Genomic DNA, 20,047 nt, shown 5'->3' with positions numbered 1-20,047 from the left:
TTTTGACAATGTTCATAACAGTAACCCTCCTATTTAGATTAATTTTCCATTCCCTTTTGTAAGGGTATCACCATACAAGCAGTCATGTCAATTCTAATTTTTCTAAATTTTGACTCATCATTAAAGTTCATCGGAGTCCCTCCGAAGAATTTTCCGTGCAAAGATCAAATAAACGAGCAGTGGGACGGGAGCCTGAATTAATCCAAGAATTCCCCATAGCCAATAATTATGGCCGTGTTTGCGGGCATTTGTAAAAAGAAAAATACTTTGAGACAGCAGAATAGCTGGAACAAAAATAAGCATTAAAACCGTCTCTGTTTGTGTCAAATCGCTATTCATCTGCCATCCACCTGCTTCCGGGCTCCTTTATAACTGTATATTACCGTCACCGCTACTGCAGCCACTTGAAGAATTATGAACAGCTGAGGCACTTCCACCAAGGTAAAAATTACGGCGCTCAGGATCAACATAGCGCTTAGAATAAACCAGCCTAATTCTCGGCGATGCTTTTTCTGTATTTGTTCCTGCTGACTGAGTACCATTTTTTCAAACCATGGTTCTCCGGGGCTATAGGTATCCAGAGAATCTAATTTTTCAAGTCCTTCGTTGAGCTGGCTGATGGTTTCAAAAAATTCATTGTCCAATCGGTCATCGTTTGGCGAGATCCTGTTTCGATCTGTCATCTAATTTCAGCTCCTTCCTTACTGCTAAAAGCCCATGATGGACTCTTGACTTCGCAGTACCTGAAGCGATATTCAGGATTTCTCCAATTTCATCATAAGAATAACCATAATAATGTTTTAAAATCAGAGGAATTCTCATTTCCTCCGTTAGCTTTGCTAGGGCAGCCAGAGCATCTGTCCATTCCTCATTTCTGGATTCCATGTACCACTGCAGCTTACGAGTCGCAGATTCCCCTTCATTCCATTCTCTCTCCCGCTTTTTCTTGCGATGCTGATCAATATATAGATTTGTCGCTATGCTGATCAGCCATGATGAAAACTTTGATTTCCCATTGAATAAATGAATCTTTTCCACACATTTGGCCATCGTTCCCTGTGCAAACTCTTCTGCGAGGTCAGGATTCATCGTAATTTTCATCAGATATTTTACCAGCAGGGGGTAATGTTCCCGGAAAAGGATGGCAAAGGCACGGTGGTCTCCCTTTTTAGCAAAACTGATTAACTCATTCTCATCCATCAAGCAAGCCTCTCTTTCCCGCACCCCGAAAATTCTCTCTCTAAAAGATTATCTGCCTATTAGACGTTCAATGTAACGAATCGTTCAAAACATTTTCAAAGTTTCTTATGCAGTTTTGTTTTTCAATAATCGTTCTTCCTTTTCGACCTCTTTTTGAGGGACTAATATCCTTGTAAGAAAAGAACCTCACCTCAGTAAAAAGGAAAGTCCCGGCAGGACTTTCCTTCAAACTCTATAATGAACCTTGCTGTATGGCAGATTCTTTTACGGTCGTTTGATTTTCTTCTGCAAACTTTGGCAAAACAATCATGTAAAACACGCCGACAATCGCGAGGCAGCCACCAACAATCCAATAAAGCATTTCAATCGAGAGGATAGCAGGGAAGCTGTATGCAATAAAAGCAAGCGTCAAGGAATGCGACAGCATGTTGAGTGGGCTGATCAGCCCCTGAACCCTGCCCATCATCTTTGGATCAATGATGCTCGGAAGCCACCCGCCAATTCCAATATTGATAAGCGGAAGCGCGAGCGCAGAAACAAACAGAAGCGCCAGGTAAAGCACAATATTGTTTGGCAGGGAAGCAAATGCGGTAAAGCTTCCTGCCACAATCAATCCAACCGATATCAAATGGTAAAGCTTCATTTTCTGTGCAAGCAGTGAGGCAATAAAACTGCCGATCAGAACGCCAATTCCAAAAACAAAACCGATGACAATCGAATATTCTTCATAAGTATCTGGTGCAAGCTTATATTTAAGGATAAAAATCGGCATGACGGAGAATCCGCCATTGACGATACCAAAAATGAAAAATCCGATAATCAAAGCAGACAGCAATTTGCTGCTTAGAACGTACTTGAAGCCCTTTTGGAAATCTTTAAAAACCAGCTTAATATTCAAATCACTTAGTTTATGCGCACCATTGGGCAGACGGGCTTCCTTTGGAACAGCTGTAGCATGGATTAACAGGGCGCTTACTATGAATGAAATGGCATCCACCATTATCGCTCCATAGATTCCAATTGACCAATATGCGAGAATTCCAAGGCCATTTCCAAACAACATGAACAGGCTCATCACTAACTGGTTCAAGCCAGCAGCTGTCGTATAGTCATCCTTTTGCAGAATCCCTTGCACCATCCCATGTTCTGCTGGAAAAAAGAATTTTTGTATCGCACTTCTCAAAAATAAGACCCCGAAAACAAACGGCATCCATCCTATAAAAATGGACGCAATCAGCAACAAGGATAATCCGGCACTGATCCAGTCGCAGTACACCGCGATTTTTTGCCGGTCCATCCGGTCTGCGAGGACACCAATTAAAAAGAAAACAGCAAGCATGGGCAAGGAATACATCAGCTCTGTAATTGTAGCGTATACTGGCTGAGTGCTAAAACGGTCAAGCAGGAAAAACATAAACGCGGTTAACCCGATCGTACTTCCCATCTGGGAAGTGAAATTGGCCAGGAATAATTTTGTAAAACTCCTGTTCCGGAAAATCTCCGCAAATTTTTTCATTTCGTATACCCCTTATTTTCATTTGTTATCTCTATAATAAAGAGATTTAATGGAAAAAATAAGCATCTCTTGACCGTTTGATTCTCCATCCTAAGACTGAGTCTCATTTGACCTTAGCCCTAGTTACTTAATCCTCAAATGTCCCTTTTACAACAGGCTTCCCATTCTCCACCATCATTTTCCCCAGGGCCATGACAGACTGTATCGATAAATCTGTCTTATTAAGCAAGACAAGATCAGCATCCTTCCCTGCTTCAACTTTCCCTTTTTGCTGAAGTTTAAGGATCGCTGCAGGGTTTTGCGTGATGACTCGTAATGCTGTACTAATCTCGATGCCTTCTTGTTGTACTGCATCTTTTACTTCTTGATAAAGGGAAAATACTTTTCCAATCTTAAGTCCAATCAAGTCGCCGTCTTTATTAAAATCAGGCAGACTTGCCTGGCCATCTGATGTGAAGGTGATTTGCGATATATCAACACCCTGCTCAAGCATTTTTCTCAGACCAAGGCTGCATTTAACTTCGCCTTCTTCTAAAAATTTTGGTATAGAGCTGGTCGTGAAATCTACATAGCCGCCCTTTTTGGCATATTCAATCCCTGTTTCAAATAAATGCGGATTCCGATTAATGTGGGTTGGATGGAATTGGCGGATTGGAATATCCGTCTTATCAACAACCTCTTCAATTACCTTAAGATGGTCGTAGCTGTCACCAACATGTACATTCACTATTCCAGCCTTACCAGAAAGCATGCCGCCAATTCTTGCTGCAGATGCAATCTTCGCTATTTCTTCGTAAGTCGGCTGGGAAGAACGATGATCTGCAATCGCGATTTCTCCAACACCGATAATTTTATCAATCAGGATAAGGTCATCTTCTATTTTGTCCGTCAGCGTCTTGACCGGTACCTGATAGGAACCTGTGTGGACATAACAGGTGATCCCTTCTTCTTCAAGAGCACGAGCTTTTGCTATCAAACTTGGCATCGTCCTCGTAGTTCCGTCTGTGCCAATAACACCGACAAGTGTTGTGATGCCGGAAAGGGTGGCATCCGTCAATTGAAGTTCAGGTGTCCTCGTCCTATAGCTGCCTTCTCCGCCGCCCCCCATTATATGTACGTGGGAATCAATGAAGCCTGGAACGATATACATACCTGCCGCTTCAATCACTTTAATATCCACGAACCTTTCAGGTACCGGGATTTCATCTTCAATGTAGCCTATTTTATTATTTACGATTAAAAGATCCTTTTTACCTAAGTATTCAGGAGCAAAAATTTCGCCATTTTTAATAAGCGTCAACATTCCATCCACACCTCTTAACAATTAAAATATGTATTTATTCCATCATAATACAGACGGGAGAAACTGCAAATTGATTCCTGACTGATTGACTGCTCTGTTGCCAACTTAGCCCAATCTGCTTAATAAAGGTTTTCAATTCTAAAGGACGGGGTAATATTCTATTAACCTAATAAAATAAAAACGCGCGATAAAGGAGTTTATATATATGAAAGAAATCATGTCTTCAAATGTTATGGTACAAAAAAGGTTCACAATGAAAAAGATGCTGGAAATTTATCAGGCAGCTAAAAAATTAAATGGCACTACTTATTTATACAGCCGTCAAAAAGCAGTGGAAGCTACCTCTTTATCAAAGCTTGTTTCCTTCCTGTTGACAGTTGAACCAAACACAACTTTAAAAATTATTATGGAAGGCACAGATGTAGAACCGCAATTAGATCAATTGACGAAATTGCTCACAAACGAAGCTTCTCTATTGCGGGTTAACCGTAAACAGCTTCTAGAGTCTTCTGAGTCATTTCAGATTTAATAATAAATTATATTTTAGAGATATAGAGGTGAAATTTCATGGTAAGAACTATTTTAATGGTAGTCGGTGCTATCGTTGTAATTGGATTTTTAATGCGAATGCTATAATATCCATTTAATAAAGCTGCATTTATACAAGCAAGTCAGACTGTAGACAAACTCGGATGAAAATGAGTTTGCCTGCAGTCTTTTTTATTTTCTTCTAAATGAACACCACCAATAAGGACTTTTGATGGCTTGGCATAAAAATTGGATAAACAACAGGGTATCGAGATGGCCTCTTGGTTACATGGAATTACAAAAAATAGAAAAACTGACCACCAATATGACTTCTTGGATACGCTAAATCCCAAAAACAGGAAAAAAAGATCATCAATATGACCTCTTGGATATGTTCAATTCCAAAAATTAGGTGAATATGATCACCAATACGACCTCTTGGAAATGCGATATCCCAAAAAATAGGTGGATTCGGTAACCAATACGGTCTCTTGGATATGTGAAATTACAAGAATTAGGAAAATGCGGTCACCAATACGGTTTCTTGGTTACCTGGAATTACAAAAACTAGAAAAACTGATCACTAATATGACCTCTTAAATGCCTGCCTTTGAAGGTGACAGGATAAAAAACAGGCGTGAATTCTCTTTTGAATTCACGCCTGCACTTTATTGGAAACTATCTATTTAACCAAAGAGACTGATCATGACTGCTATCTCTAAATCTATCATGAGGTGCTGCCATCATCTTTAGTATTTCCTTAATTTCCATTCCCGGTTCCACCAGTGTCGCCAGTGCCTCCAGTTCCGCCGGTATCTCCTCCTGTGTCACCTGTGCCTCCAGTTCCACCGGTATCTCCTCCTGTGTCACCTGTGCCTCCAGTTCCACCGGTATCTCCACCCGTGTCTCCCGTGCCTCCAGTTCCACCGGTATCTCCACCCGTGTCTCCCGTGCCTCCAGTTCCACCGGTATCTCCTCCTGTGTCACCCGTGCCTCCAGTTCCACCGGTATCTCCTCCTGTGCCTCCAGTTCCACCGGTATCTCCTCCTGTGTCACCTGTGCCTCCAGTTCCACCGGTATCTCCTCCTGTGTCGCCAGTGCCTCCAGTTCCACCGGTATCTCCTCCTGTACCTCCAGTATCTCCTGTATTGCCACTGTCGTCTCCGCCTCCACTGCCTCCAGTCTGGGTGGTGTCAGTGGTATCTTTTTTCTTTTCTTTCGTTTCAGACTCATCTTCTTTCTTTCCTTTTACCTTTTCTTTCGCTTTTTCCCACTGCTTCTTTAGTTTTTCAGATTCTTTCTTCATTCTTTCTTCAAGTTCTTTTACGGTTTTTGCCCGCTTTGCTTTTTTCTGTTCCTCAACATACTTCGATATATCAGGTACATTGAATGAAACTGCCTTGGTATCTTTCAAAGCCTCAGACATAAAGTCCTTGAAAACAAGCGCCGCTCCTTCACTGCTTGTCGTGGTTAAGTAATGATTTTTGTCGGTTTTGTCATATCCCACCCAAACAGCCCCAACTAGCTGTGGTGTATAACCAACAAACCATTGATCCTTTGTACCATCAATGCCCTCAATAGGTACTTGGGTAGAACCTGTTTTTCCTGCTAATTCACGGCCTGGAATTTTTGCGCCTTTACCAGTTCCTTCTTCGACGACGCCTAACAGCATGGTCGTCATTTTTTGGGCTGTTTCTTTAGAAATCGCCTGGCTTTTCTTACCTTTCCATTCAGCGATAGTATTGCCTTCTTTATCCGTTATTTTCGTAATGGCATGCGCTTCATGACGCTCACCTGAATTTGCAAATGCTGAATAGGCATCTGCCATGTCTACTGGTGAGACACCAGTATTTAGTCCGCCCAGCGCGAGACCCAGCTGACGGTCCTTTTGTGGATCAAGTTTGATGCCAAACTTATTAACCGACTTCATTCCATTAACGATTCCTATTTCATTTAATAGCCATACAGCAGGAACGTTAAGGGAATCCTTTAATGCTTCATACATTGGCACTTCGCCTTTATATTCACCATTATAGTTTTCAGGTTTATAGTCTTGTAAATCTAATTCTTCATCTTTAAGCATATCTGTTACATCCCAGCCTTCTTCAATTGCCGGGGCATATACTGCCAGAGGTTTCATTGCTGAACCAGGCTGTGCTTTTAATTGGGTTGCCCGATTGTATCCACGGAATACATGTTCACCTCGGCCGCCAACCAGGGCACGGATACCACCTGATTTAGGATCGATTAAAGCAGCGCCGCTTTGGACGATCTGGTTATCAGTCCCTTTAGGGAAAATTTCATCCTTGGCATAAGTAGCTTCTACAGCTGATTGCATTGTTACATCCAGCTCAGTATAAATTTGCAGTCCTCCAGTTAAGATATCCTCCTGGGTAAGACCATATTTTGAAATTGCTTCATCGATGACGTGATCTAAGTAATATGGATATTGACCGCGCAACGGATCTCCGCCATCCTCATTTAGCACAACCTTCTCGGCCACTGCCTTTTTGTACTCCTTATCGGTTATGAATCCATTGGTCTTCATCATCTGAAGCACCACATCTCTTCTTTCCATTGCCTTATCATAGTTTTTATAAGGATCCAAAGACGATGGAGCCTTGATTAAACCTGCAATGGTAGCTGCTTCGCTGATGCTTAATTCCTTTACATCTTTACCGAAATACCCCATCGCTGCCCGCTTTATCCCCCAAGAACCATTCCCAAAATAAATGCGGTTTAAGTACATTTGCATGATTTCATCTTTTGAATATTGCTTCTCGATTTCCCTCGCAAGGAAAAACTCCTCAAGCTTTCGTTTATACGTCTTTTCGGTAGACAATAAAGCATTTTTTGTTAACTGCTGAGTGATCGTACTGCCGCCTTCAACCACTGAACCAGCTTTTATATTTTTGACAAAAGCTCTTGAAATACCAACAAGGTCTACTCCATCATGCTCATAAAATCGGTGATCTTCAATTGCGACTACAGCATTTTTCACATGATCAGGAACTTCTTCAATCTTAACCCCTTCATTTTTTAATGCTGAAATCTTACTTGCCACTTCTCCGTTTGCATCATAGATGATTGTAGGCTGAGCCAAGTCATCATTTAGAGCACTGATATCAGCACCCTCTGAAAAAACATGAAAAAAGCTTAAAAAAGCCAAAACAGCTGTCGAAACGGACAAAACCAGCACTTGATTCATATGTAGCCGTTTCCAGCCTCTAAGAAAACTTGTTGCTATTGAATTTTTGCTCACTGAGCACCCCAACCTTTTAAAAATAGTTTATAAATATGACACTTTCTTTTACCCAGTTTTAAAAGGAATTAACACATATTGCCTGATATCAGCGAAAAAAGACACAATGAGAGTATTTTTATGGATGGTTTGTAATCACAAAGCCAAACTGGCCTTTCAACGAAGAGATTTTTCTCGAACGGTAGAATTTTGCCATAGCTGCGTTTAAAAGGTTGTTTTTGGCATGCGTTGCCGCTTTTATTCTATCCATTTAACTTTCAATGTTTTAAAAAACAGGCATTAAAAAAACATAAAAAAACCAATCGATCATATAGGTCGATTGGTTCCTATTGGCTTTGAATCGGCAGTTCTTCTTCCATTTCCTGGTGTACTGCTAATTCGCTATCCCGTTCTCGAAGAAGTGTTTCCATATACATGTAAACGAGTTGCTTCGTCTTATCATCCGCTTTGATGATCTCAAGATGCTGAAGACATTTGCGAATAGTCGGATGGATGGACTTCTGTGTATCAAAAACCATTCATGTCACTTCTCTTCCCTACTTTTTTAATAATAAAGAACTACAAATCTTTTATTACAAATTTCGCCAGTTTGTGAGAGTTTTTGAGGGTCCCGCTGAAAATTTTGGCTGCATGATTTTTTCTTTTAAATAAGGGTATAAAACAGGAAGAAGCTAAATTTTTTTGGAGGGTGATAGATATGGCAGAAATAAAGAGAGTGCTGCTCGCTTATGATGATTCCACTGGCAGCAAAAAAGCCTTGCAGCTGGCAAAGGAACTGATGGGAAAGCTGTCGGACGGCCAATTATTTGTTGCCCATGTTTTTGAGGAGAAAATGAGAACGGAAACGGTGGAGTCTGCCGAACGGCCAGTTGAACCTCTGCCTATCAATAATTTTCCTGCAGATGGCATTCAGGTTCCTCCTCTTGCGTTTGAGCAGGGTTCGATCGATAAATCAGAGCATGCCATTATTACCAATAGCTCCGAACAAGCTTTTGACAATGCTAAAACGGAACTTATTTCACTTAATATAGATCCTGACTATACGGTTCTTGAAGGAAATCCTGCCGAGAGCATATGTGACTATGCAAATGAGATTAAGGCTGATTTGGTCATCATCGGCCAGTCAGGCAGCGGAGGCCTTAAACGCAAACTGCTTGGCGGTGTCAGCCAGAAGGTTGCCAATAATGCACCTTGCCATGTAATGATCGCAAAATAACGTATACTAAAAAGCCGGATGCACAGTCATCCGGCTTTTTTCACTACTTATATATAAGCTCTGTTAAACAAGGCTGTTGATTTTCGTTCAAGGCGCTTCGCTTTCCGCGGGGTTGGCGCTGCGCCCGCAGGAGTCTACGCGCCTTCCACTACAATCAACAGAGGTTAAATATCAAAATTCAGTTTTAACAGAGCCTTTATTTAAGTTCTGAAGAAAGTTCCATGAGGCGTTCTTTCGTTTCCTGTTCCTCAAAACTGCTGAAAATACGGAAATCATCTTGATCCAAAATTCTGAAATGCTGGCTGAGTATGTTTTGCTGCATTACAAAACCGCCAGCCCGTTCAACTTCCCGCCACCAAACTTTGCCGCCAAGCGTTTTTTCCTTCCGATAATCTGTACCCTCATGTGCAATGGTTTCCAGCACTTCTAAAGGTTCATTGCCAAATAAAAATTGGATTGTCTCTGTCTCCCTGAACAGAGCGCAAATTGTCACGACTGTAGACCAGCCAGCCTGAGCCCTGCCCTTTTCAATTTGGACAAGTGTCTTTTTAGAAAGGCCTATAATCTCAGCCATTTTATCCTGGGTATAGCCAACTTCCGCTCTAAGCACCCTTACTTTTTCAGAAACCCTTTGGATGATTTCATCTCTCGTCATCAGCTTCATTCCCTTAAGTTCTTTTAGTGTAATTTTACACTTGATTTGTTGAATTTCAAAATATTTTTTACTGAAAACGAAAAGTATTTTAATTGAAGTCATTATACCCTTATTGGTTTTATTTCCAAGGCTTGCAAATTGATTTACTAATCTTAAGGGAGTAATAGACTTGGCTGTTTAATTGCGCAACTTGCCCTTGTCGAATAGAAAGTTTATACATGAAATAATCCCATAAAAAAAAGGAATGCGTTGATGCGCATTCCTGATCGATCATTTAGCTTTTTTTCCGGCACGACGCTACAATTGCTGGTGCATGAACTTTGAATCGAGCATGCTGCGCATTTGCCTTCTTTTGATTTTTGGATGAAGCGGTAGAATGCCCAGCCGGCATAACTGAAAATGGCTCCACCAATTATAATGTTCACTAACACTTCTGTTTCCCCCTTCTTAGCTAAGGCCTATCATCTTGCCGCCTTGGTAAATGGCCAATGATAATAGATAAGCGATAAAGAGTGCATAGCCGATTGAAAAGGCTGTCCATCTCTTCGAACCAGTTTCCTTGTAAATGGTAGCTGTTGTTGCCAGACAAGGGATATACAGCAGGATGAAGACCATGAAACTGTAAGCTGCCAGCGGAGTATAATGGACAGCCAGCAAGCCCTGCAAGCTTGCTTCATCTGGAACAAAATAAATGATATTCATGGTCGAAATGATTGCTTCTTTTGCAAGAAAGCCTGTAATCAAGGACGCGCTTGCTTGCCAGGTTCCAAAGCCGATCGGTCCAAATAGTGGTGCAAAAATGCTGCCAATTGCGGCCAAATAACTGCTCTCCATACTGACATTCAAGCCATCGGGACCTGCATATGCCAGCAGCCAAATGAGCACAGAGCCTGCAAAGATGAATGTACCAGCTTTTTTCACGAAACCCTTCCCCTTATCCCATGTGCTCCTCCAGAGAGCTCGTGCCTGGGGCAGGCGGTATGGCGGCAATTCTATGACAAAAACCGAAGTTTCACCCTTTAACAGCGTCTTTGAGAACACCTTAGCGAGTACCAGTGCGACCACGACACCTAAAACATACAAACTTAATACGACCAATGCCTTTTGCTCTACGAAAAATGCTCCCACGAACAAAGCATATACAGGCAGGCGGGCTGAACAGGACATCAATGGCGTCAAAAGAATCGTCATCAATCTCTCCTTTGGCGTCTCGATTGTCCTTGCTGCCATAATTCCAGGTACATTGCAGCCAAATCCTATCATCATAGGAATAAATGCTTTTCCATTCAGGCCTACTGATTCCATCAGGCGATCCATAACAAGTGCTACGCGGGCCATATACCCTGAGTCTTCAAGCAGCGATATAAAGAAAAATAAAATGAAGATTTGCGGGACAAATACAAGTACTCCTCCTACCCCCGCAACAATGCCATCAAGAATTAGGTCCTTGATGAAAGGTGCAGCTCCTGCCGCGGCTAGTGCAGCCGAAATTCCGGATGTTACCGGACCTGATAAAAGTGAATCCAATACATCTGACAATGGGAAGCCCAGCCAATCAAAGGTCAGCATGAACATGACATACATCAACAATAAAAAGATTGGTATACCCAGAAATTTATTCGTTACGACCATATCAACCTTCTCGGTCAACGGAACTTTCAGATGATCATTCTTTGAGCTTGAAGCTGAAACAATATTGTCTATTGTTTCACTTCTTTTTCGATGAATGACCTGGTCAAGTGCTTGACTGTCACCTGAAGTCCTTGCATGAGAGGCTGAAACAGAGTCGATAAGGGCATCCAACCCTTCTATAGCCAGTTCATTTTCCAGATAACTTTTCACATACTGGTTACCTTCGAACAACTGCAGTGCCAGCCAGCGTACGGGAAGATTTGTCCGCCCGTCCAACATGGCGGCCATTTTAAGGATTCCATCCTCGATGGCTTTTCCATAGTATACGAGGTTTGCCTTTCCGCTACGGACAAATTTGCCTGTCACCATTTCAGCGAGCTCATCGCATCCTTTTCCGGTCCTTGCCACTACTGGAGCTACTGTCACGCCAAGGGCTTCAGAAAGTTTATCAATATCAATTTTTATGCCGCGGTTTTTAGCAACATCCAGCATATTCAACCCAATAATGACAGGAGCGCCATATTCCATAAGCTGGAGGGTGAGGTGGAGATTTCTCCTTAACTGTGAAGCATCCAGGATATTAAGCAATTTTTGAATCGGTTCGTTCAGAAAAAAATTCGTGACGACTCCTTCATCCTTCGAGAGCGGATTAAGTGTGTAGACACCTGGAAGATCAATCAGCTGATCTTTGCTATTTTTAAATAAACCTATTTTTTTCTCAACGGTTACACCGCTCCAGTTGCCAACATATTCATATGAACCTGTTAAATTATTAAATAGTGAAGTTTTGCCTGTATTGGGATTCCCAATGAGCGCAATGTTCATCATACTCGCTCCACTTCGATTCTAAGTGCCTCTTTCCTGCGGATTCCAATGCATTGGCCGCAGGACTCTACCATAACCGGACCACCAAAAGGCATAATGCACTTCACGCATACTTCAGCACCATCCGCAATTCCTAAATCCAGTAATCTTCTCCTGACAAATTTGTCAGCACCAGCAATATTCAAGATCCGGCCCTTTTCACCAGCCTTAAGTTTTCCAAGCATCGCCATCACCTTTTTTTGTATATTGAAAGTTTTATAATAAAGTTAATTGAGAATGATTCTCTTTGTTAATTAATTTTAACACTAAAATTGTTCAAGTGGAATGGTAAATAGCATTTAATTGAGAATGATTATCTTTATTTAATCAATAAGGTGGATTCATCACTGTGACGTAAATCACAAAAAAGGCTTTAATAGATGTTTTTAGTGAAATCTTCATATGATTGACAAATTTTTTTACAGTTGTTGAATTTCATCCCTTAATAAGATTATATACCTTTATAGGTATATATAGGGATACAAAAAAGAAGAGCTTTCCAGCTCTCCTTACTTTGTTACATTGTTTTTTTGCTTACATCTGCAAATTGAACCATTCTTGAAGGTGCTGCGCTAATAACAAGAATGACTACAACGGCACTTAAAATCATGCTTGGCAGCATATATGTGCCATTGTAAATAAAGGAATATAGCCACGCTGACTGTCCTTTAGGTGCATAGCTTCCGAAGAAAATCCAGCCTGAAAGAAAGTGCGAAATAAAGCGAAGCGCACTGCCAATAAAGGTGCCTGCTATGACAAAAGCCATCCATTTATTCTTTTTCCCGTCTTGCATGCTGGCTTTTACTTGAGCCGCGAATAAACCTGCCAATCCCAGCAGCGCAAAGGCAACGAGATAATCAAGTATTCCTTGTACCGGATGGTAAATTTGTGACATTCCAAGAATGAATTGTAAAAGTCCAAATAAAAAGCCTGTAAGAACTCCGCCTTTAATTCCCCAGCGGAATGCCATTAGGAAAACAGGTACCATCGCAATGGATACAGATCCTCCTTGTGGCCAAATCCTTGAAAATAAAAATCCTGAAAATAGATCCAGCAAATAAGCCAGAGCGGAAAATACGGCAACTTCCACTAAAAATAAAGTTTGTTTTTGTTTCATCTTTGTTCCTCCTTCTTTTCAGAATGAGGTCCGTTTCCAACACGCCTTTTCTGCTTCAGAAACAAAAAAAGCAATCAGGGGATCGATATAGGATTCCCATGATTGCTTTCCTATCGCATCCACATTCCTACGCTAGCATTAACTAACAGGTTCAAAGGGTAAGAACTCGGCCGCTCACTCTCAGCTGCAATTTGCAGCTCCCCTTGTGGTCATATTTAATTTCTCACCTATGAATATACTATTTCTAATGGTTAATAACAAGTAAAATCTTTTAGTAAAATTCGGTTAAACCAGATAAACTAGCGCGAGAATGTCGAATATCTACACAGACAAAACTCCCTGACATCTGATAAAAAACTCGGTCTTTTGTCACATTTTTGCCTGTTCGACGTGTTTCTCCGCATCTTCTTAATTTTCGACAAAGGGATTTGCGATTCTTCAACGAATGTTTTAGAAACGGAAAAGTTAAACTGGGGGACTTAAAAAAATGCTGCCAATAACACAAAACAGATTGCTTAGCTTCCTGACTAGTGAAAAAGAAATTCTGATTGCTGATTGGAATGAAAATATAATCGTATCTGAAGACGATCCATATAAGCAAAAAATAAATAAGAATGCTGAAGAAATGTACGCTATTATTTTGTCAGTCTTTACTAAAACGAATGAAGAGCTTGATGAACATCTTCAAAAAATAGCGTTTACCGTCGGAGAGGAACGAGTACGCTCTGATATCAATATTGGAGATTTTGTATTTAACGTGAACTCCGGGCGTTCTGTTATTTACAAGCATTTGCACAAACTGAATATGGAATGGGAAGAACTCCAAGGCACAATTGATAGAATCAACTATTGCTTTGATACTTTCCTATATTACGCAGTATCCTATTACAATGAACAAAAAAATAAAATCATCGAGGAAAAAAACCAATTCATTGATTCAACACATAAGGACAGATTGACATTGCTTGGACAAATGACCTCGAGTTTTATTCATGAATTTCGAAACCCATTAACTTCAATTCAGGGATTCATCCAGCTTTTAAAATCAGATCATCCCGAAATGAAGTATCTGGATATCATATCTAGTGAATTAGAGCAATTGAATTTCCGCATTTCCCAATTTCTGCTTTTATCGAAAAAAGAACTGATTGGAAAAGAGAAGAGTCTATTCTCCTTGAACAAAATGATCGATGAAGTATTAAATTTCCTTTATCCAAGTATCCTTGATACGAATGTCCGGATTGTCAAGAATGTCTCAGATGACATGGAATTATTCGGTTATGCGGATGAAATCAGACAGGTACTCATCAACATTATCTTCAACGCCATTGATGTTTTAAGCCAATACCGGGATGATCCAAAAATTGAAATCAAGGGATTTTTCGTGAATGACACTCATATAAAATTAGAAATTGCCAATAACGGGCCAGTGATTCCTGACAATTTGCTGAAGACGATATTCGAACCTTTTGTCACAACAAAAACCCTTGGAACCGGCTTGGGTCTTTTCGTCTGCAGGGAAATTATTGAAAAGCATAAAGGGATCCTTGCATGTTCATCAGAACCTGAAAAAACATCTTTTATCATTTTGCTGCCACTCACTCCAATTGAAATCTAATTTTAAATAATCGAACATGTTAGTGAAGTCCAATACTAAAATTCAAATCTCAGGCTTGTACGTTCTAATATTGATTTACACTACTGAGTTCCAACAGTCATCCAAAGCAATAAACACAGCCATTCAAAAAGCCCGTCCTTCATATAGAAGTGACGGGCTTTCAATGTTATTCTGTATACTCTAATGACCGTTTTTCATTCATACTTTTCACTCTAAGTTTCTCACTCTTAACTGCATGTTTCTTTTCAGATTCAGCCACAATGACTGCGCATGCTGCGTCACCTGTAATGTTGACAGCTGTACGTGCCATATCAAGCAGGCGGTCAATTCCGAGAATCAATCCAATACCCTCAACAGGCAATCCGACAGACTGCAGAACCATCGCAAGCATGATCAACCCTACTCCTGGAACACCTGCTGTTCCAATACTTGCAAGGACTGCCGTTATAACAACTGTTGCAAGTTCTGCAAGTGATAGGTCAACCCCATATACCTGTGCAATAAAAATTGTTGCAACCCCCTGCATGATTGCCGTACCATCCATATTGATCGTCGCACCTAGCGGCTGGACGAAGCTGCTGACTGATTCGGGAACACGAAGATTCTTCTGAGCTGTTTCCATAGATACTGGAAGCGTAGCATTACTGCTTGAAGTACTGAAAGCTACACCCATCGCTGGAGAGAAACCTTTGAAGAACCAGAAAGGGTTTTTACCCGCAAGGAAATATACACTTGATCCATAAGTTAATAGAGCATGAATGATTAGTGCAAGGACTACTACAAGCATATATACGCCCATCGCTTTAATAGCATCGACTCCCTGGCTGCCAATTGCGGTTGCAATTAAGCCAAATGTTCCATAAGGAGCAAATTTCATGACCAGCCCTACTAAATACATCATGATCTCATTACCTTGCTCCACAAGATTTAAGATCCCTTTCGTTTTATTGCCAAGCGCTGTTAAAGCTAATCCAATGAATAAAGCAAAGACGATAACTTGAAGCATATTTCCTGAAGTTAAGGCTTCAAACGGATTTGTCGGAATAAGATTTAAGAAGGTGTCGCTGACAGATGGGGCCTTTTCAGCCTTAAATTCTGCTCCACTTGTATCAAACTCACCCATCAAGCCAGGTTTAATAAGGTAAGACAAGGAAATTCCAATCACAATCGCAATCGCAGTTGTGACAAGGAAGTAAGATACTGTTTTCAAACCAATCCTGCCAAGTTTTTTAGGATCCCCTAACCCAGCTGTTCCCAAAATGATTGAGAATAAGACAATCGGCACAACAAGCATGCTGATTAAATTTATGAAAATCTTGCCTAGCGGCGTAAATAAAAATTTATCCAAAACTGAGAACAGCTCTGGTGAAAAGATGTTGAGAATTAATCCGGTCAGAGCACCCAGTCCAAGACCGATTAATATCTTTGTTGTTAGCTTCATATTCTTCCTCCCAGAAAAAAGTGTAAAAAACAATGTAAGGTTTTATTCCCTCAGGAATCAGAGTTTAAACACCCCGGGATAAAATGGATAATTGTACCAAAAGGAGGCTATTAATATGTTATCTATAAAAGTAGACAGGGAGATTGAGTTACACCTCCTTCAGAGTTATCATGCTGACGAGCTATTTTGGCTGGTGGAATCTAACCGGGATTATTTACGGACTTGGCTTCCCTGGGTAGACAATATGCTTGCTGTAGAACAATTTCATTTGGCTATCGATAAGTGGCAAAAACAATTTCAACAGAAGCAAGGGTTTCATTTAGCCATTAGATACAGAGGTGTTCTCGCAGGGTGCATTAGCCTGCAAGGTGTGGACTGGTTCAATTCACAGGCAAGCATTGGGTATTATCTGATAGAAAAAATGCAGGGAAAGGGTATCATAGCAAGGGGTATTCAAGCAGTCATAAGCTATGCCTTTTTTAAGCTCGGCCTTAACCGGATAGAGGTACGGTGCGGAAGAAACAATTTTAAAAGCCAGGCAATCCCCGAAAAATTCGGGTTTAAAAAGGAGGGTATTATCCGTGATGGCGAGTTCCTCAAAGGGAGGTACCATGATCTGATTGTATACGGACTTTTATCAAGAGAGTGGCAGCAGAAATTGGGCAGATTAATCCGGTGACGCCAGTTAAACGGATACTCACTTTCAGGTAATCTTAAGTCACAGGCAGATGCAGAATGAAAGTTGTTCCATTGCAATTGGAATCTACTGTAATTTTCCCACCATGTTCTTCTACGATTTTATAGCAGATCATCAATCCAAGTCCGTTTCCATTTTCTTTTGTAGTGAAAAATGGTTTGCCGAGCTTGTCCAAGTGTTCAGGCGGGATGCCCTTCCCTTGGTCCATTATTGATATAAGAATTGTATCCTCCACTTTTGTTAATTCAACGATAATCTCACCAGGTGTATCCATTGCATCAATTGCGTTCATCAGTAAATTTATAAATACCTGTTTCATTTTGTTCCCATCACAAAGAAGCAAAGCATCACTAAGATTTGAGCGTTTTGTAATCTCAACGCATTTTTTCGCTGCTTCAGCCATTAGCAAGGTGATTGCATGATCAGCCAGGCAATTTACATCAAATGAACTAAAATCGGAGTTATGAGGTTTAGCCATCATCATTAATTCTTTTGAAACTGCCTCGATCCTTTTAATTTCATCTTCCATTATTGCTAAATAGTTATGGTTCATTTTAGACTCAGCCTTCATAAGCTGGATAAAACCCTTCAAGCTTGTTAAAGGATTTTTTATTTCATGTGCGATGCCGGCAGCGAGCTGACCAACTACATTCAATTTTTCATATTCAAGAATAAAATGTTCCGCTTTAATTTTTGCAGAAACATCACTTGTTACAGAAATTAATTCGAAAGGTTGATTGGTTTCCGGGTGCCTGATTACAGAAATTTGTGAATTCACCCAGATATACACTCCGTCTTTCCTCTTTATGCGATACGTAAGGCAGCAAATACCCTCACCTTCAGGCATGTCGACGTTCGATATTCTTTTGTAATCATCCGCATGGACAAATAAGGTATATAGTCTGCCGATTAATTCGGAAGGATCGTATCCAAGCATGGTTGCAACAGAAGGAGAAACATACTTAATAAGACCCTCAGGTGAACGCTTGCAAATAAAATCCATTGCTGGTTCGACCCAAATATTTTCATTAGGTTTTACAAGTGTATTCAATTTATTTTCCAAACTTGATACAAGAATACTCATAGACAGCCTCCTTTCTTAGATTTTACTGAATATTTTTATAAGTTACAAATACTAAATGTTAAATTCCTGTTAATTAGGATATTTTTACCATTGGGAAATTTTCTGCAAAAGCCTTTACTTGTCTGGTTTGTAAAAATCTGAATTTTCCAATATAATTAACCGTAAACTTCATACTTTATGTGAAAGTTTCATACATTATTATCAAACGTATTAATTTTCACCTTTACCTCTACTCAATATGGTATAATTAATTTTAAATTTAAAAAGCTGAGGTGGTATGATGGGGCAATCTATCGTATCAAGAAAATAACAGCCAAGAGCGCGGAAGCAACAGTATAACAGGATCAAGGCCCTGGCTGTAGCAGCCGCACGGAATGGGTCGTTTAATTCTTGAACAATTTAGTCATGACATTAATAAATGGAGCTTGTTTTACAGGCTTAATTTTCAGATTATCAGGAGGTGACTCCTTACCCGTAAATTTGCGGGTTAAGGGAATTTATTTGGACATATTTAACTTGGTTATGATAGCCATTTTAATTGCTTTAACGGCATTTTTCGTCGTATCAGAATTTGCGATTGTTAAAGTGAGAAGTTCCAGAATTGATCAATTAATAGAAGAAGGCAACAAAAAGGCCATAGCTGCAAAAAAGGTAATTTCAAATCTGGATGAGTATTTATCCGCTTGCCAGCTTGGAATTACAGTTACAGCTCTAGGAATAGGCTGGCTTGGTGAACCGACAATTGCTTCAATGCTTCGCCCAGTGTTTCGCAGCCTGGATATTCCAGAATCATTCAGCCACGTTTTGGCAGTAGGAATATCATTTGCCATTATCACATTTCTTCATGTGGTAGTCGGAGAATTGGCACCGAAGACGCTGGCGATTCAAAAAGCAGAGTGGGTTTCACTTAATACAGCTCGTCCACTGATCTTGTTCTATAAAATAATGTACCCTTTCATCTGGGCATTGAACGGATCGGCACGACTGGCTACAGGCCTTGTTGGATTAAAGCCTGCTTCCGAGCATGAATTGGCACATTCTGAAGAGGAACTTCGCATCATCCTTTCTGAAAGCTTAAAAAGTGGTGAAATCAACCAGTCAGAGTTTAAGTATGTAAACAAAATCTTCGAATTCGACAACCGGATCGCCAAAGAAATCATGGTACCACGTACCGAAATTATCTCTCTGTCTAAAGAAGACACATTGGAGACTTTCCTTCAGGTTGTAAAGGAAGAAAAATTCACACGCTATCCAATCATTGATGGTGACAAGGACCACATCGTTGGGTTAGTCAATATAAAAGAAGTAATGACGGACTTGATTGATGAAGAAGGCCGTAGCAAGAAAACGCTAGATTCATATATTCGTCCGATCATCAGGGTTATTGACAGCATTCCAATCCATGATTTGCTTGTCAAAATGCAGAAGGAACGAATTCATATGGCCATCTTAATGGATGAGTATGGTGGTACTTCCGGACTTGTCACAGTTGAGGATATTCTAGAAGAAATCGTCGGTGAAATCCGCGACGAGTTCGATATGGATGAGATTCCGATGGTCCGTATGATCAAGGAAAGCCATTATCTCATAGATGCCAAAGTCCTAGTGGGCGAGGTTAATGACCTCCTTGGCCTTGATATTAACGATGAAGATGTTGATACGATCGGCGGCTGGATGCTTACCGAGAACTATGAAGTGAAACAGGGTGACATTGTCAGCTATAGCTCTTACTTTTTTAAAATCATAGAGATGGAAGAGCATCATATTAAATATATCGAAGTAACCAAGCAGCAGGAATCTGAAAAACCAGCCGAAAACTTTTTATTGAATCAGACAGAAGTGTTATCATAAGAAAAGCGCAAGCGCCTTGTTCAGCCCCGACAAGCGTTGGAGGTCCGACCGGTGAAGTCGTTC

19 protein-coding genes and 1 riboswitch are annotated in these 20,047 nt (G+C 40.6%); of the genes, 5 read left to right on the top strand and 14 right to left on the bottom strand.

The genetic code is table 11. The features are described from left to right. Window positions 1–120: 120 nt before the first annotated feature. The 5 genes from AABM38_RS06030 to iadA form a co-directional block, all read right to left on the bottom strand. Window positions 121–339 (bottom strand): sigma-Y antisigma factor component, encoded by a 219-nt coding sequence (locus AABM38_RS06030; RefSeq protein ID WP_423409583.1) that lies wholly within the window; start codon window positions 337–339, stop codon window positions 121–123. Continuing rightward, window positions 336–683, bottom strand: coding sequence for a YxlC family protein (locus tag AABM38_RS06025; protein WP_423409582.1), 348 nt, complete (start codon window positions 681–683; stop codon window positions 336–338). The genes AABM38_RS06030 and AABM38_RS06025 overlap by 4 nt, the downstream gene beginning before the upstream one ends. Next, window positions 649–1,200, bottom strand: coding sequence for an RNA polymerase sigma factor SigY (gene sigY, locus AABM38_RS06020; protein WP_423409581.1), 552 nt, complete (start codon window positions 1,198–1,200; stop codon window positions 649–651). The genes AABM38_RS06025 and sigY overlap by 35 nt, the downstream gene beginning before the upstream one ends. A 232-nt stretch (window positions 1,201–1,432) precedes the next feature. Next, window positions 1,433–2,716: an MFS transporter gene (locus tag AABM38_RS06015; RefSeq protein ID WP_423409580.1), complete on the bottom strand. Its 1,284-nt coding sequence runs from the start codon at window positions 2,714–2,716 to the stop codon at window positions 1,433–1,435. A gap of 127 nt (window positions 2,717–2,843) precedes the next feature. Beyond that, window positions 2,844–4,019, bottom strand: coding sequence for a beta-aspartyl-peptidase (gene iadA, locus AABM38_RS06010; RefSeq protein ID WP_423409579.1), 1,176 nt, complete (start codon window positions 4,017–4,019; stop codon window positions 2,844–2,846). 205 nt (window positions 4,020–4,224) lie between these two features. On the opposite strand from iadA, the gene AABM38_RS06005 reads away from it, so the two are divergent. Further along, window positions 4,225–4,548, top strand: coding sequence for an HPr family phosphocarrier protein (locus tag AABM38_RS06005; protein WP_423409578.1), 324 nt, complete (start codon window positions 4,225–4,227; stop codon window positions 4,546–4,548). A gap of 759 nt (window positions 4,549–5,307) precedes the next feature. On the opposite strand, the gene AABM38_RS06000 is transcribed toward AABM38_RS06005, so the two are convergent. Both AABM38_RS06000 and AABM38_RS05995 read right to left on the bottom strand, forming a co-directional pair. After that, on the bottom strand, window positions 5,308–7,755 hold the full coding sequence (locus AABM38_RS06000; protein WP_423409577.1) for a transglycosylase domain-containing protein: 2,448 nt from the start codon (window positions 7,753–7,755) through the stop codon (window positions 5,308–5,310). Between the two features lie 380 nt (window positions 7,756–8,135). Then, entirely contained in the window at window positions 8,136–8,327 is a 192-nt protein-coding gene (locus AABM38_RS05995; protein WP_423409576.1) for a hypothetical protein, read from the bottom strand. A 179-nt stretch (window positions 8,328–8,506) separates the two neighbouring features. On the opposite strand from AABM38_RS05995, the gene AABM38_RS05990 reads away from it, so the two are divergent. Continuing rightward, on the top strand, window positions 8,507–9,025 hold the full coding sequence (locus AABM38_RS05990; protein ID WP_423409575.1) for a universal stress protein: 519 nt from the start codon (window positions 8,507–8,509) through the stop codon (window positions 9,023–9,025). 196 nt (window positions 9,026–9,221) lie between these two features. Here AABM38_RS05990 and AABM38_RS05985 read toward each other — a convergent pair whose 3' ends face one another. From AABM38_RS05985 to thiT, 5 genes are all read right to left on the bottom strand, one after another. Next, window positions 9,222–9,680 (bottom strand): helix-turn-helix transcriptional regulator, encoded by a 459-nt coding sequence (locus AABM38_RS05985; RefSeq protein WP_423409574.1) that lies wholly within the window; start codon window positions 9,678–9,680, stop codon window positions 9,222–9,224. A 212-nt stretch (window positions 9,681–9,892) separates the two neighbouring features. Continuing rightward, the gene (locus AABM38_RS05980; RefSeq protein ID WP_423409573.1) at window positions 9,893–10,111 is read right to left on the bottom strand and encodes a FeoB-associated Cys-rich membrane protein; all 219 of its coding nucleotides are present in this window, start codon (window positions 10,109–10,111) and stop codon (window positions 9,893–9,895) included. Window positions 10,112–10,127: 16 nt separating this feature from the next. After that, entirely contained in the window at window positions 10,128–12,140 is a 2,013-nt protein-coding gene (feoB, locus tag AABM38_RS05975) for a ferrous iron transport protein B (protein ID WP_423409572.1), read from the bottom strand. Continuing rightward, complete coding sequence (locus AABM38_RS05970) at window positions 12,137–12,361, bottom strand: FeoA family protein (RefSeq protein WP_335378643.1); 225 nt, start codon at window positions 12,359–12,361, stop codon at window positions 12,137–12,139. The genes feoB and AABM38_RS05970 overlap by 4 nt, the downstream gene beginning before the upstream one ends. 332 nt (window positions 12,362–12,693) lie before the next feature. Beyond that, window positions 12,694–13,293 (bottom strand): energy-coupled thiamine transporter ThiT, encoded by a 600-nt coding sequence (gene thiT, locus AABM38_RS05965; RefSeq protein WP_423409571.1) that lies wholly within the window; start codon window positions 13,291–13,293, stop codon window positions 12,694–12,696. 107 nt (window positions 13,294–13,400) lie between these two features. Further along, window positions 13,401–13,507: riboswitch (TPP riboswitch) on the bottom strand. Between the two features lie 273 nt (window positions 13,508–13,780). Here thiT and AABM38_RS05960 point away from each other — a divergent pair. Continuing rightward, the gene (locus tag AABM38_RS05960; protein WP_423409570.1) at window positions 13,781–14,911 is read left to right on the top strand and encodes a histidine kinase N-terminal domain-containing protein; all 1,131 of its coding nucleotides are present in this window, start codon (window positions 13,781–13,783) and stop codon (window positions 14,909–14,911) included. Between the two features lie 166 nt (window positions 14,912–15,077). Here the strand turns inward: AABM38_RS05960 and AABM38_RS05955 are convergent, their stop codons facing one another. Continuing rightward, window positions 15,078–16,352, bottom strand: a complete 1,275-nt coding sequence (locus tag AABM38_RS05955) for a dicarboxylate/amino acid:cation symporter (protein WP_423409569.1) — start codon at window positions 16,350–16,352, stop codon at window positions 15,078–15,080. 115 nt (window positions 16,353–16,467) lie between these two features. Between AABM38_RS05955 and AABM38_RS05950 the strand changes: the two genes are divergently transcribed. Beyond that, window positions 16,468–17,031 (top strand): GNAT family N-acetyltransferase, encoded by a 564-nt coding sequence (locus tag AABM38_RS05950; RefSeq protein ID WP_423409568.1) that lies wholly within the window; start codon window positions 16,468–16,470, stop codon window positions 17,029–17,031. A 34-nt stretch (window positions 17,032–17,065) separates the two neighbouring features. Here the strand turns inward: AABM38_RS05950 and AABM38_RS05945 are convergent, their stop codons facing one another. Further along, the gene (locus AABM38_RS05945; protein ID WP_423409567.1) at window positions 17,066–18,133 is read right to left on the bottom strand and encodes an ATP-binding protein; all 1,068 of its coding nucleotides are present in this window, start codon (window positions 18,131–18,133) and stop codon (window positions 17,066–17,068) included. Between the two features lie 501 nt (window positions 18,134–18,634). Here AABM38_RS05945 and AABM38_RS05940 point away from each other — a divergent pair. After that, the gene (locus AABM38_RS05940) at window positions 18,635–19,984 is read left to right on the top strand and encodes a hemolysin family protein (protein ID WP_423409566.1); all 1,350 of its coding nucleotides are present in this window, start codon (window positions 18,635–18,637) and stop codon (window positions 19,982–19,984) included. Window positions 19,985–20,047: the final 63 nt, after the last annotated feature.

The organism is Heyndrickxia sp. MSNUG (assembly GCF_049532715.1).
Taxonomy (GTDB): domain Bacteria; phylum Bacillota; class Bacilli; order Bacillales; family Cytobacillaceae; genus Mesobacillus.
Note: the sequence above shows the minus strand (reverse complement) of the source record. Positions and strands in the feature narration are given on the sequence as shown.